This window comes from Burkholderia sp. Bp8986, assembly GCF_003854225.1.
GTDB lineage: Bacteria > Pseudomonadota > Gammaproteobacteria > Burkholderiales > Burkholderiaceae > Burkholderia.
Genome location: NZ_QTQM01000022.1, coordinates 37,718 through 64,126, shown reverse-complemented (window position 1 = coordinate 64,126; position 26,409 = coordinate 37,718). Strand labels below are relative to the sequence as shown.

Genomic DNA, 26,409 nt, shown 5'->3' with positions numbered 1-26,409 from the left:
GGTGGCGGCAGAAAGGATGCGCGTTACGCCTGCCGCCGCGCCCTGCCGGACACCGCATACGCGACCGACCCGATCACGATCCCCCAGAACGCGGATCCGAGCCCGAGCCACGTCATCCCCGAAGCGGTCGCGAGGAACGTGATCACCGACGCTTCGCGATGGGCCTCGTCCTCGAAGATCCCGTGCACGTTCGCGCCGATCGCACCGATCAGCGCGAGCCCCGCGAGGATCGCGACGAACGCCTTCGGCAGCGCGAAGAACAGCGTGACGATGGTGCCGGCAAAGAGCCCGCCGATCAGGTAGATCACGCCGTTCGCGATGCCCGCGATATAACGCCGGTCCGGATCCTCGTGCGCGTCCTTGCCGGTGCATAGCGCCGCGGTGATCGCCGCGACCACGATCGTGATCCCGCCGAAGCACGCGACCGCGAGCGACATCACGCTGGTTGCCGTGATGATCGGCCGCGCGCTCGTGTGGTAGCCCGACACGCGCAGGATCGTCATCCCCGGCAGGAACTGGCCGGTGAGACTGACGACGACGAGCGGCAGCGCGAGGCTGAGCGTCGTGCCGAGCGTCCATTCGGGGGCGATGAAGACCGGCCGCGCGATGCTCGGCGACACGTTGCCGAGATGCGCCATCCCGAGCAGCGTCGCGAGCGCGGCGCCCGTCAGCAGCACGAGCACGATGCTGTAGCGCGGCAGCAGGCGCTTGAAGATCACGTACGCGGCGATCATCCCGAACCCGAGCACCGGCTGCGCGGTCGCGGCGGAGAACGCGTGCATGCCGAACGGCAGCAGGATGCCGGCCATCATCCCGCACGCGATGCCGCGCGGAATATGGCGCACGAGCCGGTCGAAATAGCCGGTGATGCCGATCACGAGGATGATCAGCGCGGCCGTGATGTACGCGCCGACGGCCTGGTTCAGCGTCAGTTGCGGAAAGAGGCCGACGAGCAGCGCGGTGCCGGGCGCCGACCATGCGGTCACGACCGGCACCTTCAGTTTCCAGCTCGCGAACAGCCCCGACAGGCCCGCGCCGATCGAGATCGCCCAGACCCACGAAGCCACCATCTCGTTGGACGCATGCGCGGCCTGCGACGCCTGGAAGAAGATCGCGAGCGGGCCTGCGTAGGAAATCAGCACCGCGAGAAAGCCCGCCGTGACCGCGGAGACGGACCAGTCGTTGCCGATCGAGCGGATCGCGCCCGGCGAGGTGTTCGGTTGCATCGTTGTAGGGGAGTGCGGCGCGCGGCCGGGGGGCTGAGCCAGGGCGAATGATTGTTGGAACCCCGGACGAGCCGTCATTCTGGACATTGCCGGTGGAATTGGCAATTCGCCGATGAAGCTCGGCGTTGTCGGCTTTTTGTAATGAATGCGCGCCGGGGCGGCCCGGCGCGCGTCGTCGGATCGGGCGGCTTCACGGCGGAGCGCGGCCCCGCTCGCGCGTTACGTACTGATCTGAAGATATCCGTCGACGGCGGCGACCTTCGCACCGCCGCCCGTCGACAGCGACGCCGTGCCCTGGTCGAACGGGTGCACGGGCGTGTCGGTGGGCGTCCACGCATGGCGCGCCAGCAGTTCGCGATACCCTCCGCGGATCACGAAGCCGCCGCATTTCTCCGCATAGGCGTCGCGCCGCATCCGGTACGCGCGCGGCAGGTCGTACCACGGCAGCCTCGGCAGGTCGTGATGCACGAGGTGGTAGTTGTTGTTCAGGTACAGCAGCCGCATCGCGAAACCGGCCTCGTTGATCGCGATGCGCGCCTTCGGATGCCGTGCGGCGCGGTGCTCGAACAGCGAACGGATCATCGCGAGCGACAGCGCGGGCCACGTCACCGCCAGCAGGTAGTACCACCACGGCACGCCGATCGCCCACTGCAGCCAGGCGAGCAGCGCGACCACGCAGGCGGCGTGCGTCGCCCACATCGGCAGATAGCGGAAGTCGCCGCGCCGGAACGCGGCGAACGCGTCGACGAACATCGCGGCGATGCTCGTCGGCGGCCCGAACACGAGACGCCCGACGAAGGTGGTGCGCGCAACTGTCAGTGCGCGACGCCAGCGCGGCAGCCGCGCCCACTGCTCGCGCGACACGTAGTTCGTTTCCGGGTCGACGCCCGGCACGGTCAGGTCCTCGTCGCGGTGATGGTCGAGGTGCGTGTCGCGATAGAGCGTGTACGGGTACCAGATCGTCAGCGGCGGATAGCCGAGCAGCCGGTTCACGAGCGCGGAACGCGTCGGATGGCCGTGCAGCAGCTCGTGCTGCAGCGACATGTGCCACGCGCCGAGCAGGATCAGCGGCGGCGTCGCGGCCGCGAGCGACAGGCGCTCGGCACGCACGAGCAGCAGCACGGCGAGCCAGCCGCCGTAGATCGCGACGACCAGCAGCCAGGTCGGCCACTCGGTACGGGCAGTGAAGCGGGCGTCGAGCGCGGCGATCGCGCGCGCGTGGTCGACGTCGAAGTATTCGGCCATGGTGCTGGGGCGGATGATGCGGGTGAAGCCGGTAAAGCGGGCGATATTCGGATAACCGGTAGCGGACGATCGCGCCGGTGCGGGCTGCGATGCGGTTGGCCGACAGGCGGCGCGGCTCGCGCTCAGCCGCTGAAGCGGCATGCGGCGGCGTCGCGACACTGGAACGCTAACCGGGCCGCGTAGTCAGGCCAACCAAGCAATTCGGATTTGCTTATCGCTGCGCGGCCGATAAGCATTGCCTGCCCCTGCCCCTGCCCCTGCCCCTGCCCCTGCCCCTGCCCCTGCCCCGGCCCCGGCCCCGGCCCCGGCCCCGGCCCCGGCCTCGACCCCGGCCTCGACCCCGGCCGCGTGCCGCGTGCCGCGTGCCGGACCCCGGCGACGCCCGGGCGGACGGGCTTTCTCCAGGGCGCCGCCAATGCGTAGAATGCGCGCATGAGCCAATGGATCGCCGGACTGCCGATGTACAACGTGACGCCGCGCCACGCCGCGCTGTGGCGCGCGCTGCTGCGTGACGCGCTCGATGCGTTCGCGCGCGCCGGCGGGCCGGCCGGCGTCGCGTTGCTTGACGAGCCGTTCGGAGATCTGCACGCGCTGTGGCGCCGCAACGACCTGCTGTTGTCGCAGACGTGCGGATATCCGTACCGGATGCTCGGATTGCGCGATACCGCGCACCTGATTGCGACACCGGCCTTCGATGCCCCCGGCTGCGACGGCGCGCGCTACAGCAGCGTGCTGGTCGCGTCGGCGCGCGTGCATGCGGGCGGCGCGACGACGCTGGCCGCGTGTCGCGGATTGCGAGCCGCCTTCAACGGCGCGGATTCCCACAGCGGGATGAACGCATTCCGGCACGCGGTCGCGCCGCATGCGCATGACGGACGTTTCTTCGGTTCGGTCGTGCCGTTCGGCTCGCACCTGAACGTGCTGCGCGCGCTGGCGGCAGGTGTTGCCGATTGCGCGGCGATCGATTGCGTGACCTTCGCGTACGTGCGTGACGCGCTGCCCGAGTTGTTGAAAGAGATCCGGATCATTGGCATGACGGCGTCGGCGCCGGGGTTGCCGTTGATCGCGTCGAAGGCGCTGGAAGGGCGGCTCGTGGAGGCGTTGCAGGATGCGCTCGATCACGCGGTCGCGCTCGATCCGGCGCGGGCGAGCGCACTGCGGCTGAAGGGATTCGAGCGCCTGCCGCCGGGCGCGTACGACACGATTGCCGGGTTCGCGCGGGACGCGGCCGCGCACGGGTATCCCGAGCTGGCGTGATCGCGTCGTCCGCGCGGCGGAACGCTAGAACGGCAACGTGCCGGGCGGCGCGTTGCGCACCACCGCGAGTGTCGTGCCGATATGGTCTTCGAGCGCGAGCGCGGCGCGCGCATCGGCGCGGCGCATCGCGGCCTCGAACAGGCACGTGTGTTCCGCATGCACGTCGCGCTTCGAATCGCCGAGTCCGATGCACACGCGCCGGTAGCGCTCGCTTTGCTGCGACAGCATGCGCAGGATCAGATAAGTCCACGGCGTCGCGGCCGCCGAGATCAGCGCTTCGTGAAAGCGCCGGTTGCACGCTTCCCACGCGGCGCGGTGCTCGATCGATACCGGCTGCTCCCACGCCGACAACTGCTCGAAGCTCTGCCGAACACGCTGCGCCCAGGCATCGTCGCCATGCCGCACGGAGTCGCGCAGCGCATCGACCTCGATATGAATGCGCAGGCGCGTGATCGCTTCCAGATCGTCGACCGACATCGGCGTCACGCGAAACCCGCGCTGCCCTTCGGCGACGACCAGCGCATCGCTGACGAGCCGCGTGAGCGCCTCGCGCAGCGTGCCCGCGCCGACGCCGTACACGTCTTTCAGATGCTCGACGCGCAGCTTCGCGCCGGGCGGGTAATGCCCTTCGATGATGTGTTGCCGGAGCTGGTGATACGCGTGCTCGCTGAGCGTGCGGGCGTGCGGTTCGGCGGCGTCGGCGGCGTCGGCGGCGGCCGGTTCGAGCGCCGGCGGCGGATCGTCGAACGGATCGGCGGGCAGGATGCTGTTCATGTCACGCGTCCTCCTGGTCCTGTTTGCGGTTGAGCCGATAGCTGAGCTGCGCGCGGGTCAGGCCGAGCAGGCGTGCGGCGGCCGACAGGTTGCCGTTCGCGCGGTCGACGGCTTCATGCAGCAGCGCCCGCTCGAGGCCGTCGAGCCCGCCGCCGCCTTGCAGCTGGTCGAGGATCGACCCGCAGTCGATCGATATCGCGGCCGCCGGCCGGATCTGCCCCGCCCGGTCGACCGTCGCGCCGCCGGGCGAGCCGACGCCGGGGAACAGGTCCTTCGCGTCGACCGGACGGTTCGGCCGCGACAGGATCACCGCGCGCTCGATCAGGTTCTCGAGCTCGCGCACGTTGCCGGGCCAGCGATAGCCGCGCAGCGCGTCGTACGCGTAATCGGTCAGCGTGGGCGTCGGCTTGCCGTGCAGCGCCGCGAAGCGGTCGAGCATCGCGTCGGCGAGCGGTGCGATGTCGTCCTGCCGGTCGCGCAGCGGCGGGATCAGCACCGGATAAACGTTGATCCGGTAGTAGAGATCCGCGCGAAAAGTGCCGTCGCGCACGGCCTGTTCGAGATCGCGGTTGGTCGCCGCGACGACGCGCACGTCCACCTTCCGGCCGTCGGTCGCGCCGAGCCGCTCGACCTCGCCCTCCTGGAGCACGCGCAGCAGCTTCGCCTGCACGTCGAGCGGCAGCTCGCCGATCTCGTCGAGAAACAACGTGCCGCCGTCCGCGCGCTCGAAGCGCCCGGCGCGCGCGGTTTGCGAGCCCGTAAATGCGCCTTTCTCCGCACCGAACAGTTCCGACTCGATCAGCGCATGCGGAATCGCCGCGCAGTTGATCGCGACAAACGGCTTCGCCGCGCGCGGGCTGAGGCCGTGCAGCGCACGCGCGAAGCGTTCCTTGCCGACGCCCGTCTCGCCGGTGAGCAGCACGGCGACCTTGGTCGGCGCGGCCGTCTCCAGCAGCGCGTAGGCCGCGCGAAATGCGTCGGAGCGCCCGACGAGCCGCGTGCGGCCGTCGTCGGGCGTCATCTCGAGGCGCAGCGATTCGACTTCGGTCTGCAGGTCGCGGATCGTGTTGATCAGCGAGTCGGCCTTGAACCACGACGTGATTTCCTCCGCGTCGGGCCATTCGTCGGCCGGCTTGCCGACGATCGTGCAGTGCGGGTCGTTCATGCCGACGCAGCTCGTTTCCTTGAACAGGATCGTGCGGCCGATGAACGCGCTGGTATAGCCGGTCGCATAACCGATCAACATCCAGCACACCGGTTCGGGCTGCGGCCCGAACGTGCGGCGGTGCACGTCGGCTTCCCATGAATGTTCCCAGCGGTATTCGCAGTAGAACGCGCCGGTCGCGGGATCGGCCTCGAAACGCAACGGCGTGACCTGCACCGCGCCTTCGAGCATGTGCAGTTGCGGGCCGACGTGGAACATGTCGAACAGCGATGCGCCGCTGCGGATCTCGCGCGCGAGCGCGGCGTCGCGTTCGCCGGCCGCGAAGCCGACCCGCGTGAAGAAACGCCGCGTCTGCGCGGGGCCGACGCTTTCCATCAGTTCCTGGCGCAGCGTCGCCAGCGCGCCGGCATGCAGCAGCACCATCCGCTGTCCGGCCAGCCAGATGCGACCGTCGCTCGCCGAAAAATGGATCAGCTTGCGCAGGTCGGTGTCCGGCGGCAAAGGGGGCAGGCTGGGCCGCGTCATGTCTCCTCCGTCGAGATTTCTCGTGATTTTCAAAGTTTTCGCCAGCAGCGCCGCGGTGAGCGGATCGATTTGATCATTTCATCAAATGCGCTCGACCGAGTTGCTCAAATGATGAAAAAGGCCGCCGGATATAGGTTCCGGCAGGGTCGCCGGCGTGCGTTTGCCGTTCTGGTTAACCGCCATTGTGGATCGCGAATTCGAACTTTGCGTCAGGGCTTTCCCTGAATTATCGAGATTTTTTGAAGGTCGATCCGAACGTGGCACGGATGCTGCATTGAAGTCCGGCATGGAGGCGACACCGATCATGAATCAGCATCCGACCGATCTTTCCCCGCTCGATCCCGGCCGCAAGTGCGTCCGCGTGACGGGCACGAACGTGCGCGGCTTCGTCGAATTCGAGCTGTCGATCGGCGGTGCGCCGGAGCTGTGCGTCGAGCTGACGTTGCCTCCTGCCGCCTTCGATGCGTTCTGCCGCGAACAGCAGGTCACGCGGCTCGACGTCGAAGCGAACCCATGACATTGAGGAGCAAGAAGTGACCATCGAGCTGAAGACAGTCGACATCAAGCCGCTCCGGCACACCTTCGCGCACGTCGCGCAGCACATCGGCGGCGACAAGACGGCGACGCGTTACCAGGAAGGCATGATGGGCGCGCAGCCCCAGGCGAACTTCCATTACCGGCCGACCTGGGATCCGGACCACGAGATCTTCGATCCGTCGCGTTCGGCGATCCGGATGGCGAGCTGGTACGCGCTGAAGGATCCGCGCCAGTTCTACTACGCGTCGTGGGCGACCACGCGGGCGCGCCAGCAGGACGCGATGGAGTCGAACTTCGAGTTCGTCGAGTCGCGCCGGATGATCGGCCTGATGCGCGACGACGTCGCCGCGCACGCGCTCGACGTGCTGGTGCCGCTGCGCCACGTCGCGTGGGGCGCGAACATGAACAACGCGCAGATCTGCGCGCTCGGCTACGGCACCGCGTTCACGGCGCCCGCGATGTTCCATGCGATGGACAACCTCGGCGTCGCGCAGTACCTGACGCGCCTCGCGCTCGCGATGGCCGAGCCCGACGTGCTCGACGCGGCCAAGGCGGCCTGGACGAACGACGCCGCCTGGCAGCCGCTGCGCCGCTACGTCGAGGACACGCTGGTCGTGGCCGACCCGGTCGAGCTGTTCGTCGCGCAGAACCTCGCGCTCGACGGCCTGCTGTATCCGCTCGTCTACGACCGTTTCGTCGATGAACGGATCGCGCTCGCGGGCGGCTCGGCGGTCGCGATGCTGACTGCGTTCATGCCCGAATGGCACGCCGAATCGAACCGCTGGATCGACGCGGTCGTGAAGACGATGGCCGCCGAATCCGACGACAACCGTGCGCTGCTCGCCCGCTGGACCCGCGACTGGTCGGCCCGGGCCGACGCGGCGCTCGCGCCGGTCGCCGCACGCGCGCTGCAGGACGCCGGCCAGGCCGCGCTCGACGAAGTGCGCGAGCAGTTTCAGGCGCGCGTCGCGAAGCTCGGCATCGCGCTCTGACGACGGGCATTCACCTCACATCCCAAGGATAACCAGCATGTCCAACGTATTCATCGCCTTTCAGGCCAATGAGGACTCCAGACCGATCGTCGACGCGATCGTCGCCGACAACCCGTGCGCGGTGGTGGTCGAGTCGCCCGGCATGGTCAAGATCGACGCGCCGGACCGGCTGACGATCCGCCGCGACACGATCGAGGAGCTGACCGGCACGCGCTTCGACCTGCAGCAGCTGCAGGTGAACCTGATCACGCTGTCCGGCCACATCGACGAGGACGACGACCAGTTCACGCTGAGCTGGTCGCACTGAACGCCGCGCTACGCGCACCGACAACACGGAGACACGCATGGACACGCCAACGCTCAAGAAAAAGCTCGGCCTGAAGGACCGCTACGCGGCAATGACGCGCGGCCTCGGCTGGGAGACGACCTACCAGCCGATGGAGAAGGTCTTCCCGTACGACCGCTATGAAGGCATCAAGATCCACGACTGGGACAAGTGGGTCGACCCGTTCCGCCTGACGATGGATGCGTACTGGAAATACCAGGGCGAGAAGGAGAAGAAGCTGTACGCGGTGATCGACGCGTTCACGCAGAACAACGCGTTCCTCGGCGTGACCGACGCCCGCTACATCAACGCGCTGAAGCTGTTCATCCAGGGTGTGACGCCGCTCGAATATCTCGCGCACCGCGGCTTCGCGCACGTCGGCCGGCACTTCACCGGCGAGGGCGCGCGCATCGCATGCCAGATGCAGTCGATCGACGAGCTGCGGCACTACCAGACCGAAACGCACGCGATGTCGACGTACAACAAGTTCTTCAACGGATTCCATCACTCGAACCACTGGTTCGATCGCGTCTGGTATCTGTCGGTGCCGAAGTCGTTCTTCGAGGATGCGTATTCGTCGGGCCCGTTCGAGTTCCTGACCGCGGTCAGCTTCTCGTTCGAGTACGTGCTGACGAACCTGCTGTTCGTGCCGTTCATGTCGGGCGCCGCGTACAACGGCGACATGTCGACCGTCACGTTCGGCTTCTCCGCGCAGTCGGACGAATCGCGTCACATGACGCTCGGCATCGAGTGCATCAAGTTCCTGCTCGAACAGGACCCGGACAACGTGCCGATCGTGCAGCGCTGGATCGACAAGTGGTTCTGGCGCGGCTACCGGCTGCTCACGCTGGTCGCGATGATGATGGACTACATGCAGCCGAAGCGCGTGATGAGCTGGCGCGAATCGTGGGAGATGTACGCGGAGCAGAACGGCGGCGCGCTGTTCAAGGATCTCGCGCGCTACGGGATTCGCGAGCCGAAGGGCTGGCAGGACGCGTGCGAAGGCAAGGACCACATCAGCCACCAGGCGTGGTCGACGTTCTACGGCTTCAACGCGGCCTCCGCGTTCCACACCTGGGTGCCGACCGAAGACGAGATGGCGTGGCTGTCCGCGAAGTATCCCGATTCGTTCGACCGTTACTACCGCCCGCGTTTCGACTACTGGGGCGAGCAGGCGAAAGCCGGCAACCGCTTCTACATGAAGACGCTGCCGATGCTGTGCCAGACCTGCCAGATCCCGATGCTGTTCACCGAGCCCGGCAACCCGAAGAAGATCGGCGCGCGCGAGTCGAACTATCTCGGCAACAAGTTCCATTTCTGCAGCGATCACTGCAAGGAAATCTTCGACCACGAGCCGCAGAAATACGTGCAGGCGTGGCTGCCGGTGCACCAGATCTATCAGGGCAACTGCTTCCCGCCCGATGCCGACCCGAGCGCGGAAGGCTTCGATCCGCTCGCCGCGGTGCTCGACTACTACGAAGTGCAGATGGGCCGCGACAACCTCGATTTCGACGGCTCGGAAGACCAGAAGAACTTCGCGGCCTGGCGTGGCCAGGCCACCCGCAACTGACCCGCAATCGATACGCAACCTTGAACAGGACCCGCGCGCGCCACGGCGCGAACGCGGGCCGACAGGAGACAAACATGGCCGTCATCGCGCTCAAACCCTACGACTTCCCGATCAAGGATGCCGTCGGGAAGTTTCCGGCGCCGCTGCTCTACGTGTGCTGGGAAGACCACCTGATGTTCCCGGCGCCGTTCTGCCTGCCGCTGCCGCCCGACCTGCCGTTCGGCGCGTTGGCCGACAAGGTGCTGCCGCCCATCTATGGCTATCACCCCGACTTCGCGAAGATCGACTGGGATCGCGTCGCGTGGTTTCGCTCCGGCGAGCCGTGGACGCCCGACGCAGCGAAGAGCCTGGCCGACAACGGCCTCGGGCACAAGGACCTGATCAGCTTCCGCACGCCGGGCCTCGACGGCCTCGGCGGCGCGAGCTTCTGACCGCCACGCGGACGAGCGAACCATCATGAGCCATCAACTTACCATCGAGCCGCTGGGCGTGACGATCGAGGTCGAGGAAGGACAGACGATGCTCGACGCCGCGCTGCGCCAGGGTATCTACATTCCGCACGCGTGCTGTCACGGCCTGTGCGGCACCTGCAAGGTCGCCGTGCTCGACGGCGAAACCGATCTCGGCGATGCGAACCCGTTCGCGCTGATGGATTTCGAGCGCGAGGAAGGCAAGGCGCTCGCGTGCTGCGCGACGTTGCAGGCCGACACCGTGATCGAGGCCGACGTCGACGAGGAGCCCGACGCGGAGATCATCCCGGTCAAGGACTTCGCGGCCGACGTCACGCGCATCGAGCAGCTCACGCCGACCATCAAGTCGATCCGCCTGAAGCTGTCGCAGCCGATCCATTTCCAGGCGGGCCAGTACGTGCAGCTCGAGATTCCCGGCCTCGGGCAGAGCCGTGCGTTCTCGATCGCGAACGCGCCGGCCGACGTCGCGGCCACCGGCGAGATCGAGCTGAACGTGCGGCAGGTGCCGGGCGGGCTCGGCACCGGTTATCTGCACGAGCAGCTCGCGACGGGTGACCGCGTGCGGCTGTCGGGTCCGTACGGCCGCTTCTTCGTGCGCCGCTCGGCCGCGCGGCCGATGATCTTCATGGCGGGCGGATCGGGGCTGTCGAGCCCGCGCTCGATGATCGCCGATCTGCTCGCGAGCGGCGTCACCGCGCCGATCACGCTGGTCTACGGCCAGCGCAACGCGAAGGAGCTGTACTACCACGACGAATTCCGCGCGCTCGCCGAACGCCATCCGAACTTCACGTACGTGCCGGCGCTGTCCGAAGGCGCGCCGGATGCCGGCGGCGACGTCGCGCAAGGGTTCGTGCACGACGTTGCGAAGGCGCATTTCGACGGCGACTTCTCGGGGCACCAGGCGTACCTGTGCGGACCGCCCGCGATGATCGACGCGTGCATCACGACGCTGATGCAGGGGCGCCTGTTCGAGCGCGACATCTATCACGAGACGTTCATCTCGGCGGCGGACGCGCAACAGACGCGCAGCCCGCTGTTCCGGCGGGTGTGACATGGACGCGGGCCGCGTATGCGGGACGGTCCGGATCGCGCAGACCGACGAGCGCTATGCGTGCGTGTCCGGCGAGTCGCTGCTGGCCGGCATGGCGAAGCTCGGCCGGCGCGGCATTCCGGTCGGCTGCCTGAACGGTGGGTGTGGCGTTTGCAAGGTGCGTGTGCTGCGCGGCGCGGTGCGCAAGCTCGGGCCGATCAGCCGAGCGCACGTGAGCGCGGAGGAGGAAAGCGACGGCTATGCGCTGGCGTGCCGCGTCGTGCCGGACGGCGACGTCGAACTCGAAGTGGCCGGCCGGTTGAAAAAGCCGTTCTTCTGCGGCGCGTCCTGTGCAGGCGCGCCGGCGATCGACAAGTAATCAGGAAACCAGGAGGAGACACATCATGGGTGTGATGCGTATTGGTCATGTCAGTCTGAAGGTGATGGACATGGAAGCGGCGCTGCGCCATTACGTGCGCGTGCTCGGCATGCAGGAGACGATGCGCGACGCGGCGGGCAACGTCTACCTGAAATGCTGGGACGAATGGGACAAGTATTCGCTGATCCTGTCGCCGTCCGATCAGGCGGGGCTCAAGCATGCCGCGTACAAGGTCGAGCACGACGCGGATCTGGACGCGCTGCAGCAGCGTATCGAAGCATACGGAATCGCGACCGAGATGCTGCCCGAAGGCGCGCTGCCGGCGGTCGGGCGTCAATTGCGGTTCCTGCTGCCGAGCGGGCACGAGCTGCGCCTGTTCGCGAAGAAGGAGCTGGTGGGCACCGCGGTCGGCTCGCTGAACCCCGATCCGTGGCCCGACGACGTGCCAGGCTCGGCCGTGCACTGGCTCGACCACTGCCTGCTGATGTGCGAGCTGAATCCGGAGGCCGGCGTGAACCGCGTCGAGGAGAACACGCGCTTCATGGCCGAGTGTCTCGACTTCCACCTGGCGGAACAGGTGATGGTCGGCCCGGGCAACACGATCCAGGCCGCGACGTGGATGTTCCGCAGCACGACGCCGCACGACATCGCGTTCGTCGGCGGCCCGCGCAACGGGCTGCATCACATCGCGTTCTTCCTCGACGACTGGGCCGACGTGCTGAAGTCGGCCGACGTGATGGCGAAGAACAAGGTGAAGATCGACGTCGCGCCGACGCGGCACGGGATCACGCGCGGCACCACGATCTACTTCTTCGATCCGAGCGGCAACCGCAACGAGACGTTCGCGGGGCTCGGCTATCTCGCGCAACCCGATCGCCCTGTCACCACGTGGACCGAGGAGGAACTCGGGCGCGGGATCTTCTTCCACTCCGGCGAGCTGAACGAAGCGTTCACGACCGTCTATACCTGACCCGCGAAGGAGCGCAGCGCAATGAACCGAAACGATACGACCCGCAGCGTCGAGCTGCGCACGATCGACTGGCCTGCCGCCGCGCGTGCCGCGCAGGCGGCGGCCGAGGCCGCCGGGCGGCTCGGCGTGCGCGTGAACGTCGCGGTCGTCGATGCGGCCGGGCTGCTCGCGGCGTTCGTGCGCATGCCCGGCGCGCCGCTGCATTCGATCGACATCGCGATCGACAAGGCGTACACGGCCGCGAGCTTCGGTCTGCCGACCGGCGCGTGGCACGCCGCCCTGGCGTCGCACTCGGACGCCGTGCGGCAGGGCCTCGTGCTGCGACCACGCTTCGTCGCGTTCGGCGGCGGGCTGCCGATCGTCGACGACGGTGCGTTGATCGGCGGCATCGGCGTGTCGGGCGGCAGCGAGGCGCAGGACGCGCAATGCGCGCAGGCGGGGCTCGATGCGGCCGGCCTTGGCGGGTCGTGACGCGCGGCATGCGACACGGCAAGACACGGCACGACATCGCACGCGAACACGCTTCACGAACCCACGGATCACGGATTCACGACTATCGGTAACTCCATCATGTACGACACCGAACCCAACGCCGCGAAACGCGGCCCCGCCGGCGGGCAGCCGGAACCGCGGCGCGTCCGCAACTTCATCGACGGCGACTATCGCGCGGGCGAGCGCTGGTTCGACAAGCGCTCGCCGCTCGACAACGCGGTGATCGCGCGCGTGGCCGAAGCGAGCCGTGCCGACGTCGACGCGGCGGTGCAGGCCGCCCGCGCGGCGCTGGCCGGCCCGTGGGGCAGCCTGACGGTCGCGCAGCGCGTCGAGCTGCTGTATGCGGTGGCCGACGGCATCACGCGCCGCTTCGACGATTTCCTCGAAGCGGAAGTGGCCGACACCGGCAAGCCGGTGAGCCTCGCGAGCCATATCGACATTCCGCGCGGCGCCGCGAACTTCAAGGTATTCGCCGACGTCGTGAAGAACGTGCCCGGCGAAACCTTCGAGATGGCGACGCCGGACGGCGCGGGCGCGCTCAACTACGCGATCCGCCGGCCGGTCGGCGTGGTCGGCGTGATCTGCCCGTGGAACCTGCCGCTGCTGCTGATGACGTGGAAGGTCGGGCCCGCGCTCGCGTGCGGCAACACGGTGGTCGTGAAGCCGTCGGAGGAGACGCCGCAGACGGCCGCGCTGCTCGGCGAAGTGATGAACGAGGCGGGCGTGCCGCGCGGCGTCTACAACGTCGTGCACGGCTTCGGGCCGGCTTCGGCCGGCGAATTCCTGACGACCCATCCGGGCGTGAACGCGATCACGTTCACCGGCGAGACGCGCACCGGCGCGGCCATCATGAAGGCCGCGGCCGACGGCGCGCGGCCCGTCAGTCTCGAGATGGGCGGCAAGAACGCGGCGATCGTGTTCGCCGACTGCGACTTCGACGCGGCCGTCGAAGGCACGTTGCGCTCGTGCTTCGCGAACGCGGGGCAGGTCTGCCTCGGCACCGAGCGCGTGTATGTCGAGCGTCCGCTGTTCGAGCGCTTCGTCGCGGCGCTGAAGGCCGGCGCCGAGCAATTGCAACCCGGCCGCCCGGAAGCGGCGTCGACCGGCCTCGGCCCGCTGATCAGCCAGGAGCATCGCAACAAGGTGCTGTCGTATTACCGCAAGGCGGCCGAACTCGGCGCGACGATCGTGACGGGCGGCGGCGTGCCCGACATGCCCGACGACCTGCGCGGCGGCGCGTGGGTGCAGCCGACGATCTGGACCGGCCTCGGCGACGATTCGCCGATCGCGCGCGACGAGATCTTCGGGCCGTGCACGCTCGTGATGCCGTTTGACTCGGAAGCCGAAGTGATCGGCCGCGCGAACGCGAATGCGTACGGGCTGTCGACCGCGATCTGGACGACCAGCCTGTCGCGCGCGCATCGCGTCGCGGCGTCGATCGACGTCGGCATCGCGTGGGTCAATTCGTGGTTCCTGCGCGACCTGCGCACCGCGTTCGGCGGCGCGAAGCAATCGGGCATCGGCCGCGAGGGCGGCGTGCATTCGCTCGAGTTCTACACGGAGCTGCGCAACGTCTGCGTGAAGCTCTGACCCAACCGTTACTGACCGGAACACTCTTATGGACTCCACGTTGATTACCACGCTGGGCGACCGGCTGTACGACGCGATGACGTCGCGCGAACCGATCGCGCCGCTGACGTCGCAGCACGAGGACCTGTCGGTCGACGACGCGTACCGCATCCAGCAGCGCTTCGTGCAGCGCCGCCTCGACGCGGGCGAGACCGTGATCGGCAAGAAGATCGGCGTCACGTCGAAGGCGGTGATGGACATGCTCGGCGTGTACCAGCCCGACTTCGGCTACCTGCTGTCGGGCATGGTATATGGCGACGGCGAGTGCATCGCGCTCGACACGCTGATCCAGCCGAAGGCCGAAGGCGAGATCGCGTTCGTGCTGAAGCGCGACCTGCTCGGACCCGGCGTGACGAACGCGATGGTGCTGGCGGCGACCGAATGCGTGATGCCGTGCTTCGAGATCGTCGATTCGCGCATTCGCGACTGGAAGATCCGCATCGGCGACACGGTCGCCGACAACGCGTCGTGCGGCGTGTTCGTGCTTGGCGACAAGGCCGTGAGCACGCGCGGCGTCGACCTGTCGACCTGCGGGATGGTGCTCGAGAAGAACGGCGACGTGATCGGCACCGGAGCCGGCGCGGCCGCGCTCGGCTCGCCGGTGAACGCGGTCGCGTGGCTCGCCAACACGCTCGGCCGCCTCGGCATTCCGCTGAAGGCCGGCGAAGTGATCCTGTCCGGCGCGCTCGCCGCGATGGCGCCGGCCGCGCGCGGCGACAACTTCCGCGTGTCGATCGGCGGGATCGGCGCGTGTTCGGTGCGGTTCGCGTGAGCGCCGCCCGTTCTCCTTTCCACGCTAACGAGGCATTCCCCATGACCCGAAAGATCCGTTGCGCGCTGATTGGTCCCGGCAACATCGGCACCGACCTGCTCGCCAAGCTGATGCGCAGCCCCGTGCTCGAACCCGTGTGGATGGTCGGCATCGATCCCGATTCGGACGGCCTGAAACGCGCGCGCGAACGCGGCCTCAAGACCACCGCGGACGGCGTCGACGGCCTGCTGCCGCACGTGCAGGCGGACGGCGTGCAGATCGCGTTCGATGCGACGAGCGCGTACGTCCACGCGGAAAACAGCCGCAAGCTCAATGCGCTCGGCGTGCTGATGATCGACCTGACGCCGGCGGCGATCGGTCCGTACTGCGTGCCGCCGGTCAACCTGAAGGACCACATCGGCTCCGGCGAGATGAACGTCAACATGGTCACCTGCGGCGGCCAGGCGACGATCCCGATGGTGCGCGCGATCTCGCGCGTGCAGCCGGTCGCGTACGGCGAGATCGTCGCGACCGTGTCGTCGCGCTCGGTCGGCCCCGGCACGCGCAAGAACATCGACGAATTCACGCGCACGACGGCCGCGGCGGTCGCGCAGGTCGGCGGCGCGAAGGCGGGCAAGGCGATCATCGTGATCAACCCGGCCGACCCGCCGCTGATCATGCGCGACACCGTGCACTGCCTGACGGAGAGCGCACCCGACGAAGCGCGCATCGTCGAATCGGTGCACGCGATGATCGCCGACGTGCAGCGCTACGTGCCCGGCTACCGGCTCGTCAACGGGCCGGTGTTCGACGGCAATCGCGTGTCGGTCTATCTCGAGGTCGAAGGCCTCGGCGACTACCTGCCGAAATACGCGGGCAACCTCGACATCATGACGGCCGCCGCCGCGCGCACCGCTGAAATGTTCGCCGAGGAACTGCTGGCCGGCCGCCTCACGCTGGCATCGGCCGCGCAGGCGGCCTGATGCCAGCGGACGCGACTTCCACGACCGGACGAAAAGGAACGGAAATGAATCTCAAAGGCAAGCGAATCACCGTCCACGACATGACGCTGCGTGACGGCATGCACCCGAAGCGTCACCAGATGACGCTCGACCAGATGCGCTCGATCGCGAGCGGGCTCGACGCGGCCGGCGTGCCGCTGATCGAAGTCACGCACGGCGACGGCCTCGGCGGCTCGTCGGTGAACTACGGCTTTCCCGCGCATACCGACGCGGAATACCTCGGCGCGGTCATCCCGCTGCTGAAGCGCGCGAAGGTGTCGGCGCTGCTGCTGCCGGGCATCGGCACCGTCGATCACCTGAAGGAAGCGCACGCGCTCGGCGTGCATACGATCCGCGTCGCGACGCACTGCACCGAGGCGGACGTCTCCGAGCAGCACATCGCGATGGCGCGCAAGCTCGACATGGATACCGTCGGCTTCCTGATGATGAGCCACATGAACAGCCCGGAAGGGCTGGTGAAGCAGGCGAAGCTGATGGAGTCGTACGGCGCGAACTGCATCTACATCACCGACTCGGCCGGCTACATGCTGCCCGACGACGTGAAGGCGCGCCTCGGCGCGGTGCGCGACGCGCTGCAGCCCGACACGGAGCTGGGCTTTCACGGTCACCACAACCTCGCGATGGGCGTCGCGAACTCGATCGCCGCGATCGAGGCCGGCGCGAACCGGATCGACGGCGCGGCGGCGGGGCTCGGCGCCGGTGCCGGCAACACGCCGCTCGAAGTGTTCGTCGCCGTGTGCGAGCGGATGGGCATCGAAACCGGCGTCGACGTGTGGAAGATCCAGGACGTCGCCGAGGATCTCGTCGTGCCGATGATGGATTTCCCGATCCGGATCGACCGCGACGCGCTGACGCTCGGCTATGCGGGCGTCTATGGGTCGTTCCTGCTGTTCGCGAAGCGGGCGGGCGACAAATACGGGATTCCGGCGCGTGACATCCTCGTCGAGCTTGGCCGGCGCGGGATGGTCGGCGGCCAGGAGGACATGATCGAGGACACCGCGCTGACGCTCGCGAAGGCGCGCGCGGCGCAAGCGAAGCGGGAGGCCGCATGAACCTGTCGACCGACACGATCGAGGCGCTCGCCGCGCATCTCGACGACTGCATGCGTGAAGCATGCGACACGCCGAAGATCACCGACCGCCATCCGGAGATGGACTGGGACGACGCCTACGCGGTGCAGGATGCGATCCGCCGCCGGCAGCTCGCACGCGGCGCGCGGATCGTCGGCTACAAGGCCGGCCTGACGTCGCACGCGAAGATGCGGCAGATGGGCGTCGACACGCCCGTGTTCGGTTTCCTCACCGACGTCTACGACCTGCCCGACGGCGGCGAGTGCGACACGTCCGCACTGATCCATCCGAAGGTCGAGCCGGAAATCGCGTTCGTGACGAAGGCGGAACTGAAGGGGCCCGGCTGCCACGTCGGCGCGGTGCTCGCCGCGACCGATTTCGTCGTCGCCGGGATCGAGGTGATCGATAGCCGCTACCGCGATTTCAAGTTCGGCCTGAAGAGCGTGGTGGCCGACAACACGTCGGCCGCGCGCTTCGTCGCGGGCGGCCGCCCGCTGCCGGTGGACGGTGTCGACCTGCGCACGCTCGGCATCGTGCTCGAGAAGAACGGGCTGCCGGTCGCATTCGGCGCCGGCGCGGCCGTGCTCGGGCATCCGGCCGCGGCGATCGCGATGCTCGCGAACCATCTCGGCGCGCGCGGCGAATCGATCCCGGCGGGCAGCCTGATCCTGTCGGGCGGCATCACGGAGGCGGTGGCCGTCGCGGCCGGCGACAACGTGACGCTGCGCGTACAGGACATCGGCTCGGTCGGCCTGCGCTTCATCTGAACGTTCCGAATGCAACGGGAGGCCATCGTGCCGGTAGCTCATCTGTACATCCTGGAAGGCCGCGACGACGACAAGAAGGAACGCCTGATCGCCGAAGTCACCGAAGCCATCCATCGCTCGCTCGACGCACCGCTCGAATCGGTGCGCGTGATCATCACCGAGATGCCGAAGGCGCATTTCGGGATCGGCGGGCAGAGCGCGAAGAAACGCGGGCGCTGACGCGCCGCGCGCCATCGAAACCGACTGGAGAAGCATCATGTCAAGCAATCCCGAACTGGGCCGCCGGATCGTCGCGGCTGGTCTCGACACCAACTATCACGACCTCGGCGACGGGCCGCCGGTGCTGCTGATCCACGGCTCGGGGCCGGGCGTCACGGCCTATGCGAACTGGCGGCTCACGATGCCCGCGCTTGCCGCGCAGTTTCGCGTGATCGCGCCGGACATGGCCGGCTTCGGCGAAACCGAGCGACCGCGCGATTACGTGTATTCGATGGACCACTGGGTCGACCACGCACTGGGCCTGCTCGATGCGCTCGACGTCGAGCGCGCGCACGTGATCGGCAACTCGTTCGGCGGCGCGCTCGCGCTTGCGCTGGCGATCCGCGCGCCCGAACGGGTCGGCCGGCTCGTGCTGATGGGCGCGGCCGGCACGCGCTTCACGCTCACCGAAGGGCTCGACGCCGTGTGGGGCTATACGCCGTCGATCGGGAACATGCGCGGCCTGCTGGACATCTTCGCGTTCGATCGCACGCTGGTGAACGACGAGCTCGCGAAGCTGCGCTACGCCGCGAGTGTGCGGCCCAGCTACCAGGAGGCCTTCGCGAACATGTTTCCCGCGCCGCGTCAGCGCTGGGTCGATGCGCTCGCGAGCGACGAGGCGAAACTGCGCGCGCTGCCGCACGAGACGCTGATCGTGCACGGCCGCGAGGACCGCGTGATTCCGCTCGACAGCTCGACGCGGCTGCTGGAACTGCTGCCGAATGCGCAGCTGCACGTGTTCGGCCGCTGCGGACACTGGACGCAGATCGAGCACGCGGCGCGCTTCAACCGGCTCGTGATCGAGCACTTCAACGAATAGCCGGCGGGGGCGGCGCGCGGGACGACCATAAAAAATCAATTCAGTAGAACGAATATTGGAGACATCGATGAAACGAAAGGCTGCATTCGGACTGGTTTCGCTCGCCGCGTGCGCGGGCATGGCGCTGAGCACCGGCGCGTTTGCAACGGAGGGCGGCGGCGATACGATCGGCGAGGGCGCGGAAGCGTTCTTCGCCGGCGCGCTGCCGCCGGCCGGGCTGTACGCGCTGCTGTACTACACGCACTACCATGCGTCGCGCTTCAACGATTCGCACGGCAACGGTTCGGTGCCCGGTTTCAAGCTCGATGCCGACGTGCTGATTCCGCGCGTCGTGTGGATGTCGAACCTGTCGGTGCTCGGCGGGCGCTACGGTGCGTATGCGGTGCTGCCGGTGGAGCATCTGGCGCTGGATGCGGGCGGCGCGTCGTTCGACCGCACCAATCTCGGCGACCTGATCGTCAGCCCCGCGCTGATCGCGTGGGGATCGGGCGCGCTGCGCACCGTCGCGGCGATCGAATTCGTGTTCCCGACCGGCCAGTACGACATGCATGCGGCGCTGAATACCGGCAAGAACTACTACACCGCGCGGCCGGTGTTCGGCGTGACGTGGCTGCCGAACGACAAGATCGAGGTGTCCGCGAAGATCACGTACAGCTTCAACTCGCCGAACAACGACACCCATTACCACTCGGGCAACCTGTTCCACATCGATTACTCGGCGAGCTATGCGGTCACGCCGAAGGCGCGCGTCGGGCTGTCGGGCTACTTCGTCAAGCAGACCACCGACGACATGCAGAACGGCCAGCCGGTCGCGGGCGACGGCTTTCGCGGACAGACGTTCGCGATCGGCCCCGGTGTCCGTTACCAGTTCGGTAAGGTCAGCCTGGAAGCGCGCGTCGTGAAGGAATTCTTCGTGCGCAACCGGCCGGCCGGCGAGGCCGTTTGGGCGAAGGCCGTCATTCCGTTCTGACGGTGCCGCGCGGCGCGGACGGCCGCGGGCGGTTGCGCGCGTGACGCCGCCGCGATGGGGCGTCACGCGGCACTGCGTCGCGCGTTATCGCGCGAGTGCGGCGAGGCGCGGGAACAGCGGCAGCGCGTTCGCGCGATTGAGCGCGGCGTGCCGGTCGGCGCCCAGCGCGGCATACGCGTCCTGCGCCGCGGTGAACGACGTGCCGACGGCCGGCGGCGCATACGGGAAGTCGCTGCCGTACAGCACGCGATCCGGTTGCGCGAACGCGGTGAGGCTCGGCAGCGCGGACGGCGACGACAGCGCGGTGTCGAAGTAGAACGTGCGCAGCAGGTCGAGCAGCCCGTCGCGATCCGGCACGTCGTTGCGCACGCCCGGCGCGAGTTCGGCAAAGCGGTACGCAGTGTACGGCAGGAAGCCGCCGGCGTGCGACAGGATGATGCGCACGTTCGGGTAGCGCGCGATCACGCCGTTGAGCACGAGCTGCAGCGCGGTGCGCGTCGTATCGAACGGGTAGTCGAGCAGCGGGCCGGGCATGCCGGGCAGCACGTCGATCGCGGGCTTGGCCGGATGAATGAACACCACCGCGTGGCGGCGATCCAGCGCGGCCCACACGGCGTCGAATGCCGCATCGCCGAGATAGGTGCCGCCGTAGTTGCTGAGCAGCACGACGCCGTCGGCCTTCAGCGTGTCGAACGCGTGATCGATCTCGGCGAGCGTGCCGTCGACGTCGGGCAGCGGCAGCGTCGCGAAGTTGCCGAAGCGGGGCGGCCGTTGCGCGACGAGGCCGGCCACGTATTCGTTGACCTGGCGCGCCATGTCGCGCTTGGCCTGGCCGTTCCAGCCCTGCACGCCGGGCGCCGTCAGCGACAGCACGCCGGTCTGGATCTCCAGCGAGTCCATGAACGCAAGCGCGGCTTCCGGGCTCCAGGTCGGGCTGCCCCAGCCGGACGGATCGCCGCCGTGCGACGGGAGGGCTGCGGCCCAGAACGGCGGGACGACATGCTGGTGAACATCGATGCGGTTGCGGTCGGACACGACGGGGCTCCTTGCAGGTGGGCTGCGACGCAGCGGATCACCATCAGGATGCGCGCGCTTGATTTTTCATTCCAATAGATTAAATTTCGAGATTAATCGTTTCGGGTGATCAATCGACCGTATGGACCTTCGCCATTTGCGCTACTTTCTCGCGGTCGCAGAAGAAGGGCATTTCGGCCGCGCGGCGGAGCGGCTCCATATCGTGCAGCCCGCGTTGAGCGCGCAGATCCGCGCGCTCGAGGAGGAACTGGGCGCGACGCTGTTCGAGCGCAGCACCCGCAAGGTGCTGCTGACCGACGCGGGCCGCTTGCTCGTGGCCGAAGCGCGGCACACGCTCGAGCAGGCCGCGCGCGCGAAGACGGTCGTGCAGCGCGCGGCGAGACGGGCGTGGTGCGGATCGGCTTCGTCGGCAATGCGGTCGCGACGGGGCGGCTGTCCGACGACCTGAGCGCGTTTCACGCGGCGTGGCCGGAAGTGGCGCTCGACCTGCACGAAATGGCGCCGGCCGCGCAGCAGGACGCGATCCTGGCGGGCCGGCTCGACATAGGCTATTGCCCGGCCTTCGGCACGGCGTTCGATCCGAAGCTGGCCGTGCGCACGATCGGCAGCTGGGCGTGGGACGTGATGATGAGCGACCGGCATGCGCTCGCGAAGCGGCGCTCGGTGAGCGTCGCGGCGCTCGCGGACGAACCGTTCATTTTCTATGCCGCCGATGGCGATGACGAAGGGCAGCTGGCGATCCTGCGGCGGGTGCTCGGCAAGACGCCGCACATCGCGCACAAGGTGAGCAGCACGCTGTCGGTGCTGGCGCTGACGGGGGCCGGTCTCGGCGTGGCGCTGGTGCCGGCGCCGCTCAGCCGGATCGCGGCGCCGAACATCGTGTACCGGAAACTCGCCGGCAGCGTGCCGGGGTCCGAACTCGTCGCGCTCAGCCGCAGCGGCGGGGAATGGGGCGCGGTACGGCAGTATCTGGCGATGCTGGGCGGGCGCGCCGCATGAGCGTCGCGGCGCGCGCCGGCATCACCGCGTCACTCTTCGTCCATCAACCGGACCTTGACCCGTTTGCCCTTGATCTTCCCCGCATTGAGCTTGCGCAGCGCGTCGCGCGCGACGCCGCGCTCGACCGCGACATAGGTCGAGAACTCGGTCACGTTGATCTTGCCGATCTGCTTGCCGTCGAACCCCGCGTCGCCGGTCAGCGCGCCGAGCACGTCGCCCGGGCGGATCTTGTCCTTGCGTCCGCCGAGGATCTGCAGCGTTTCCATCGGCGGCAGCAGCGTGTCGTTGCCGGCCGGCTTCAGTTCCGCGAGCGGATGCCATTCGACGTCGCGCTTCTGCGCCTGCTCGATCGCGCCGACGCGGCCCATCTCGTCCATGCTGGCGAGGCTCAGCGCCCAGCCTTCCTGGTCCGCGCGGCCGGTGCGGCCGATGCGGTGCACGTGCACTTCGGGGTCGGGCGTCACGTCGACGTTGATCACGGCCTCGAGCTGCGCGATGTCGAGCCCGCGCGCGGCCACGTCGGTCGCGACCAGCACCGAGCAGCTGCGGTTCGCGAACTGGATCAGCACTTGGTCGCGTTCGCGCTGTTCGAGCTCGCCGTGCAGCGCGAGCGCGTGGAAGCCCTGCGCGTGCAGCACGTCGAGCAGGTCGCGGCATTGCTGCTTGGTGTTGCAGAACGCGATCGTGCTCACCGGCCGGTAGTGGTTCAGCAACTGGCCGACCGCGTGCAGCCGCTCGGTTTCCGTCACTTCGTAGAAGCGCTGGCGGATCTTGCTGTCGTCGTGGCGCTCCTCGAGCTTCACTTCCTTCGGATTGCGCAGGAACTGCTGGCTCAGCTTCGCGATGCCGTCCGGGTAGGTCGCCGAGAACAGCAGCGTCTGGCGCGTCGTCGGGCACATGCGCGCGACTTTCGCGATGTCGTCGAAGAAGCCCATGTCGAGCATCCGGTCGGCTTCGTCGAGCACGAGCGTGTTCAGCGCGTCGAGCTTCAGGTTGCCGCGGTCGAGGTGATCCATGATGCGGCCCGGCGTGCCGACGACGATGTGCGCGCCGTGCTCGAGGCTCTGCGCCTGCGGGCGCATCGGCGTGCCGCCGCACAGCGTCAGCACCTTCACGTTTTCCTCGGCGCGCGCGAGGCGGCGCACTTCCTGCGCGACCTGGTCGGCGAGTTCGCGGGTCGGGCACAGGATCATCGCCTGCACGTCGAAGCGGCGCGCGTCGAGGCGCGCCAGCAGCGCGAGCGAAAACGCGGCGGTCTTGCCGCTGCCCGTCTTCGCCTGCGCGATCAGGTCCTGGCCGGCCAGCGCGACCGGCAGGCTCGCGGCCTGGATCGGCGTCATGTCGACATAGCCGAGCTGCGCGAGGTTCGCGAGCGTGGCGGGCGTCAGCGGCAGCGCGCTGAAGGGCGTGGCGGTCGGCTGCGTCATTCGAGGTCTCCGAGGTAAGGCTTGCCTTCCATCTGTTCGTAGGCGACGTTGCCTTCATCGTCCTCGAAGCGCTCGAGATAGTTGCGCGCGCCGCACAGCGGGCAGCGGAACAGCAGCCCCTGGCCTTCGTCCTTGATGACGACGTCGGACGTTTCCCACTGCGTGCCGCAGCTCTGGTTTCGGCAAGTAAACACGGTCTTTCTCCAGCTGAATTCGGTTGGTGGCGCGCCCGGGCGGGCGCGGCAACGAAGTGCGGCGCTCGCGCGGCTCGGGCGCGGGCCGCACCGGCGGTCGCGTGGACCGCGTCGATGCGGATGGTGGATCGGTGGCGACGGTGTCGCGCGTGCCCGCAATTCTAGCGGATGCGGGACGGTGGCTGGGGCGACCGGCCCCGCGCGGCCCGCAGCGGGGTCATCGGCAGCGGGTCGGCTGGCGGCGGAGGGCCGGTGGCGGAGGGCCGGTGGCGGACGGCCCCGGCAGCGGGCGATCGGCCGTGGTGCGGCGGGCGGTATGGCAGCCGGTGAAGCCTACGCAGGACGCAGCACGCAGCGCCGTCCGCATTCGCGATGAAAAACGGCCGCCCCGAAGGGCGGCCGTGCGATGCGGCGAAACGGGACCGGACGCGTTACAGCGCCATGTCGGCCGCCGCCTTCGCGGGGCGCGCCGGAGCCGTGCCCGTCGCCTGCGACGGCGCCGTCAGGTCGATCTTCGGCGGCGGCGACAGCTGCAGCACGCCGCTCGTATAGGTCCATTCCTCGACGACCTTCGCCGGGCTGTCGTTCAGCTTCGTGCCGTAGCTCGGCACGATCTGGCGGAGCTTCTGCTGCCATTCGGGCGTCGCGACCTTGTCCTTGAACACCTTCTGCAACAGGCTCAGCATGATCGGCGCGGCCGTCGACGCGCCCGGCGATGCGCCGAGCAGGCCCGCGATGCTGCCGTCCTGCGAGCTGACGATCTCGGTGCCGAGCTTCAGCACGCCGCCCTTCTTCGGGTCGCGCTTGATGATCTGCACGCGCTGGCCGGCCTGCCACAGGCGCCAGTCTTCCTTCTTCGCGTCCGGGAAGTATTCCTTCAGCGCGTTGAAGCGGTCGTCGTCGGACAGCATCAGCTGGCCGGCGAGATACTGCACGAGCGGGAATTCGTCGACGCCCACGCGCATCATCGGTGCGACGTTGTGCAGGTTGGTGCTCTTCGCGAGGTCAAAGTACGAGCCGTTCTTCAGGAACTTGGTCGAGAACGTCGCGAACGGCCCGAACAGGATGATCTTCTTGCCGTCGATGATGCGCGTGTCGAGGTGCGGCACCGACATCGGCGGCGAGCCGACCGACGCCTTGCCGTACGCCTTCGCGAGGTGGCGCTTCACGACCTCGGGGTTGTCGGTCACGAGGAACGAGCCGCCCACGGGAAACGCGCCGTAGTCCTTCGCCTCGGGGATGCCCGACGCCTGCAGCAGGTGCAGCGCACCGCCGCCCGCGCCGATGAACACGAACTTCGTGTCGACGGCCTGCGGCGGTTCATCCGAATGCAGCTTCACCCACGACACGTGCCACGTGCCGTCCGCGTTGCGCGAGATCTCGCGCACTTCGCTCGACAGCGACAGCGTGAAGTTCGGCTGCGTCTTCAGGTAGCCGACGAACTGGCGCGTGATCTCGCCGAAGTTCACGTCGGTGCCGATCGGCGTCCACGTTGCCGCGACCTTCTGGTTGCGGTCGCGGCCTTCCATCATCAGCGGCACCCACTGCTTGATCTGGTCGTAGTCTTCCGAATACTGCATGCCGCGGAACAGCGGGCTCGCCTGCAGCGCCTCGTAGCGCTTCTTCAGGAAGCGGACGTTGTCGTCGCCCCACACGAAGCTCATGTGCGGCGTCGAGTTGATGAACGAGTGCGGGTTCTTCAGCACGCCCTGGCGCACCTGCCAGGCCCAGAACTGGCGCGAGATCTGGAACGACTCGTTGATCTCGATCGCCTTCGAGATGTCGATCTTGCCGTCCGCCTTCTCCGGCGTGTAGTTCAGCTCGGCGAGCGCCGAGTGGCCGGTGCCCGCGTTGTTCCAGCCGTTCGAGCTTTCCAGTGCGACGCCGTCGAGGCGCTCGACCATCGTCATCGACCAGTCGGGCTGCAGCTCGTGCAGCCACACGCCGAGCGTCGAGCTCATGATGCCGCCGCCCACCAGCAGGACGTCGACCTTCTTCGTATCGGCGGCATGCGCGGACGACGTCGCGACGCACAGCGCGAGCGCCGACAGTATTACCCGTAACGTTTTGATCACAGCAGATCCCTTTTTCAACTTGGATGCATCGGTTTGCCATGCCGCCCGGCCGATGCGGATTCGCAACCGGATCGCGCATCCGGAGATCCGGATCGCGAATCCGGAATTCCGGACCGACCGCGTTCACCGTTGCATTTGCGCACGCGAAGCCGTTGCGAAGGACACCTTCGGATCGGCTTCATGTACGCGTGCAATCGGCTGCTTCACGGTCGTGCGACGGGCGCGCAGGCCCTTGCTGCGGGCCTCGCCGGAAGGCGTTTCAGACCGCGTCGAAAGCGGCCGCGCGCAATGCGTTCCGCGGGGCGGGATGGCAAGGGGCGCGTAATATAACCGAACTCGATTGCCGTGTCGCTCGCGCGGAATATCCCTGTTTTCGTGGGGTTTTTTGTGTGTCCGGGTTTCCGGAATGACGGTGCGCGGAACGGGAAAAACGGC

Annotated in this window: 29 protein-coding genes; 20 read left to right on the top strand and 9 right to left on the bottom strand. The window is 68.0% G+C overall.

The genetic code is table 11. From position 1 onward, the window contains the following. Nucleotides 1-23: 23 nt before the first annotated feature. Both DID99_RS20350 and DID99_RS20345 read right to left on the bottom strand, forming a co-directional pair. Nucleotides 24-1,226, bottom strand: coding sequence for a benzoate/H(+) symporter BenE family transporter (locus tag DID99_RS20350; RefSeq protein ID WP_124487105.1), 1,203 nt, complete (start codon nt 1,224-1,226; stop codon nt 24-26). 219 nt (nt 1,227-1,445) lie between these two features. Beyond that, nucleotides 1,446-2,471 (bottom strand): fatty acid desaturase, encoded by a 1,026-nt coding sequence (locus tag DID99_RS20345; RefSeq protein WP_124667404.1) that lies wholly within the window; start codon nt 2,469-2,471, stop codon nt 1,446-1,448. A 432-nt stretch (nt 2,472-2,903) separates the two neighbouring features. Between DID99_RS20345 and DID99_RS20340 the strand changes: the two genes are divergently transcribed. Beyond that, on the top strand, nt 2,904-3,728 hold the full coding sequence (locus tag DID99_RS20340; RefSeq protein WP_044845470.1) for a phosphate/phosphite/phosphonate ABC transporter substrate-binding protein: 825 nt from the start codon (nt 2,904-2,906) through the stop codon (nt 3,726-3,728). Between the two features lie 24 nt (nt 3,729-3,752). Here DID99_RS20340 and DID99_RS20335 read toward each other — a convergent pair whose 3' ends face one another. The 3 genes from DID99_RS20335 to DID99_RS37340 all read right to left on the bottom strand — a co-directional run bounded on the left by DID99_RS20335 (nt 3,753) and on the right by DID99_RS37340 (nt 6,498). Beyond that, a complete protein-coding gene (locus DID99_RS20335; RefSeq protein WP_124520942.1) occupies nt 3,753-4,502 on the bottom strand; it encodes a GntR family transcriptional regulator in 750 nt (249 codons plus the stop codon). A 1-nt stretch (nt 4,503) separates the two neighbouring features. Next, nucleotides 4,504-6,192 (bottom strand): sigma-54-dependent Fis family transcriptional regulator, encoded by a 1,689-nt coding sequence (locus DID99_RS20330; protein WP_124667403.1) that lies wholly within the window; start codon nt 6,190-6,192, stop codon nt 4,504-4,506. A gap of 81 nt (nt 6,193-6,273) precedes the next feature. Next, nucleotides 6,274-6,498, bottom strand: coding sequence for a hypothetical protein (locus DID99_RS37340; RefSeq protein ID WP_185500417.1), 225 nt, complete (start codon nt 6,496-6,498; stop codon nt 6,274-6,276). Here DID99_RS37340 and DID99_RS20325 point away from each other — a divergent pair. From DID99_RS20325 to DID99_RS20245, 17 genes are all read left to right on the top strand, one after another. Further along, the gene (locus DID99_RS20325; protein ID WP_311766337.1) at nt 6,497-6,709 is read left to right on the top strand and encodes a phenol hydroxylase subunit; all 213 of its coding nucleotides are present in this window, start codon (nt 6,497-6,499) and stop codon (nt 6,707-6,709) included. The genes DID99_RS37340 and DID99_RS20325 overlap by 2 nt on opposite strands. 16 nt (nt 6,710-6,725) lie before the next feature. Next, entirely contained in the window at nt 6,726-7,721 is a 996-nt protein-coding gene (locus tag DID99_RS20320) for a phenol hydroxylase (protein ID WP_124487101.1), read from the top strand. 37 nt (nt 7,722-7,758) lie between these two features. Then, the gene (locus DID99_RS20315; protein ID WP_124667402.1) at nt 7,759-8,028 is read left to right on the top strand and encodes an MmoB/DmpM family protein; all 270 of its coding nucleotides are present in this window, start codon (nt 7,759-7,761) and stop codon (nt 8,026-8,028) included. A 37-nt stretch (nt 8,029-8,065) separates the two neighbouring features. Then, a complete protein-coding gene (locus tag DID99_RS20310; RefSeq protein ID WP_124667401.1) occupies nt 8,066-9,616 on the top strand; it encodes an aromatic/alkene/methane monooxygenase hydroxylase/oxygenase subunit alpha in 1,551 nt (516 codons plus the stop codon). Nucleotides 9,617-9,690: 74 nt separating this feature from the next. Then, nucleotides 9,691-10,047, top strand: a complete 357-nt coding sequence (locus tag DID99_RS20305) for a phenol hydroxylase subunit P4 (protein WP_124529340.1) — start codon at nt 9,691-9,693, stop codon at nt 10,045-10,047. A 25-nt stretch (nt 10,048-10,072) separates the two neighbouring features. Then, nucleotides 10,073-11,137, top strand: coding sequence for an NADH:ubiquinone reductase (Na(+)-transporting) subunit F (locus DID99_RS20300; RefSeq protein ID WP_124667400.1), 1,065 nt, complete (start codon nt 10,073-10,075; stop codon nt 11,135-11,137). 1 nt (nt 11,138) lies between these two features. Continuing rightward, entirely contained in the window at nt 11,139-11,495 is a 357-nt protein-coding gene (locus tag DID99_RS20295) for a 2Fe-2S iron-sulfur cluster-binding protein (RefSeq protein WP_044845461.1), read from the top strand. A 25-nt stretch (nt 11,496-11,520) separates the two neighbouring features. Then, nucleotides 11,521-12,465: a catechol 2,3-dioxygenase gene (locus DID99_RS20290; protein WP_124520933.1), complete on the top strand. Its 945-nt coding sequence runs from the start codon at nt 11,521-11,523 to the stop codon at nt 12,463-12,465. Between the two features lie 21 nt (nt 12,466-12,486). Further along, nucleotides 12,487-12,936 carry a heme-binding protein gene (locus tag DID99_RS20285; protein WP_124487095.1) on the top strand — a complete coding sequence of 150 codons (450 nt, stop codon included), beginning with the start codon at nt 12,487-12,489 and terminating at the stop codon, nt 12,934-12,936. Between the two features lie 99 nt (nt 12,937-13,035). Beyond that, entirely contained in the window at nt 13,036-14,547 is a 1,512-nt protein-coding gene (locus DID99_RS20280) for a 2-hydroxymuconic semialdehyde dehydrogenase (RefSeq protein ID WP_124667399.1), read from the top strand. A gap of 28 nt (nt 14,548-14,575) precedes the next feature. Continuing rightward, entirely contained in the window at nt 14,576-15,358 is a 783-nt protein-coding gene (gene dmpE / locus DID99_RS20275) for a 2-oxopent-4-enoate hydratase (protein WP_124667398.1), read from the top strand. A gap of 41 nt (nt 15,359-15,399) precedes the next feature. Continuing rightward, nucleotides 15,400-16,320, top strand: coding sequence for an acetaldehyde dehydrogenase (acetylating) (locus DID99_RS20270; protein ID WP_124667397.1), 921 nt, complete (start codon nt 15,400-15,402; stop codon nt 16,318-16,320). A 44-nt stretch (nt 16,321-16,364) separates the two neighbouring features. Further along, complete coding sequence (gene dmpG / locus DID99_RS20265; protein ID WP_044845455.1) at nt 16,365-17,411, top strand: 4-hydroxy-2-oxovalerate aldolase; 1,047 nt, start codon at nt 16,365-16,367, stop codon at nt 17,409-17,411. Beyond that, a complete protein-coding gene (dmpH, locus tag DID99_RS20260) occupies nt 17,408-18,196 on the top strand; it encodes a 2-oxo-3-hexenedioate decarboxylase (protein WP_124667396.1) in 789 nt (262 codons plus the stop codon). Before dmpG ends, dmpH begins: the two co-directional genes overlap by 4 nt. Nucleotides 18,197-18,205: 9 nt before the next feature. Further along, nucleotides 18,206-18,415 carry a 2-hydroxymuconate tautomerase gene (locus DID99_RS20255; protein WP_082088541.1) on the top strand — a complete coding sequence of 70 codons (210 nt, stop codon included), beginning with the start codon at nt 18,206-18,208 and terminating at the stop codon, nt 18,413-18,415. A gap of 37 nt (nt 18,416-18,452) precedes the next feature. Then, on the top strand, nt 18,453-19,274 hold the full coding sequence (locus DID99_RS20250; RefSeq protein ID WP_124667395.1) for an alpha/beta fold hydrolase: 822 nt from the start codon (nt 18,453-18,455) through the stop codon (nt 19,272-19,274). A 67-nt stretch (nt 19,275-19,341) separates the two neighbouring features. Continuing rightward, entirely contained in the window at nt 19,342-20,244 is a 903-nt protein-coding gene (locus DID99_RS20245) for a transporter (protein WP_124667394.1), read from the top strand. Between the two features lie 84 nt (nt 20,245-20,328). On the opposite strand, the gene hndA is transcribed toward DID99_RS20245, so the two are convergent. Beyond that, nucleotides 20,329-21,279 carry a 2-hydroxy-1-naphthoic acid nonoxidative decarboxylase gene (gene hndA, locus DID99_RS20240; protein ID WP_124667393.1) on the bottom strand — a complete coding sequence of 317 codons (951 nt, stop codon included), beginning with the start codon at nt 21,277-21,279 and terminating at the stop codon, nt 20,329-20,331. A gap of 121 nt (nt 21,280-21,400) precedes the next feature. Here hndA and DID99_RS37890 point away from each other — a divergent pair, with 121 nt between their 5' ends. Together DID99_RS37890 and DID99_RS20235 are read left to right on the top strand one after the other, a co-directional pair. Further along, nucleotides 21,401-21,727, top strand: a complete 327-nt coding sequence (locus DID99_RS37890; protein ID WP_260444621.1) for a LysR family transcriptional regulator — start codon at nt 21,401-21,403, stop codon at nt 21,725-21,727. After that, on the top strand, nt 21,667-22,278 hold the full coding sequence (locus tag DID99_RS20235; RefSeq protein WP_260444620.1) for a LysR family substrate-binding domain-containing protein: 612 nt from the start codon (nt 21,667-21,669) through the stop codon (nt 22,276-22,278). The genes DID99_RS37890 and DID99_RS20235 overlap by 61 nt, the downstream gene beginning before the upstream one ends. A gap of 29 nt (nt 22,279-22,307) precedes the next feature. Here the strand turns inward: DID99_RS20235 and dbpA are convergent, their stop codons facing one another. The 3 genes from dbpA to mqo form a co-directional block, all read right to left on the bottom strand. Further along, a complete protein-coding gene (dbpA, locus tag DID99_RS20230) occupies nt 22,308-23,705 on the bottom strand; it encodes an ATP-dependent RNA helicase DbpA (protein ID WP_124520914.1) in 1,398 nt (465 codons plus the stop codon). Beyond that, nucleotides 23,702-23,899 carry a hypothetical protein gene (locus tag DID99_RS20225; protein WP_044845448.1) on the bottom strand — a complete coding sequence of 66 codons (198 nt, stop codon included), beginning with the start codon at nt 23,897-23,899 and terminating at the stop codon, nt 23,702-23,704. Before DID99_RS20225 ends, dbpA begins: the two co-directional genes overlap by 4 nt. 431 nt (nt 23,900-24,330) lie before the next feature. Next, nucleotides 24,331-25,974: a malate dehydrogenase (quinone) gene (gene mqo / locus DID99_RS20220; RefSeq protein ID WP_124667392.1), complete on the bottom strand. Its 1,644-nt coding sequence runs from the start codon at nt 25,972-25,974 to the stop codon at nt 24,331-24,333. Nucleotides 25,975-26,409: the final 435 nt, after the last annotated feature.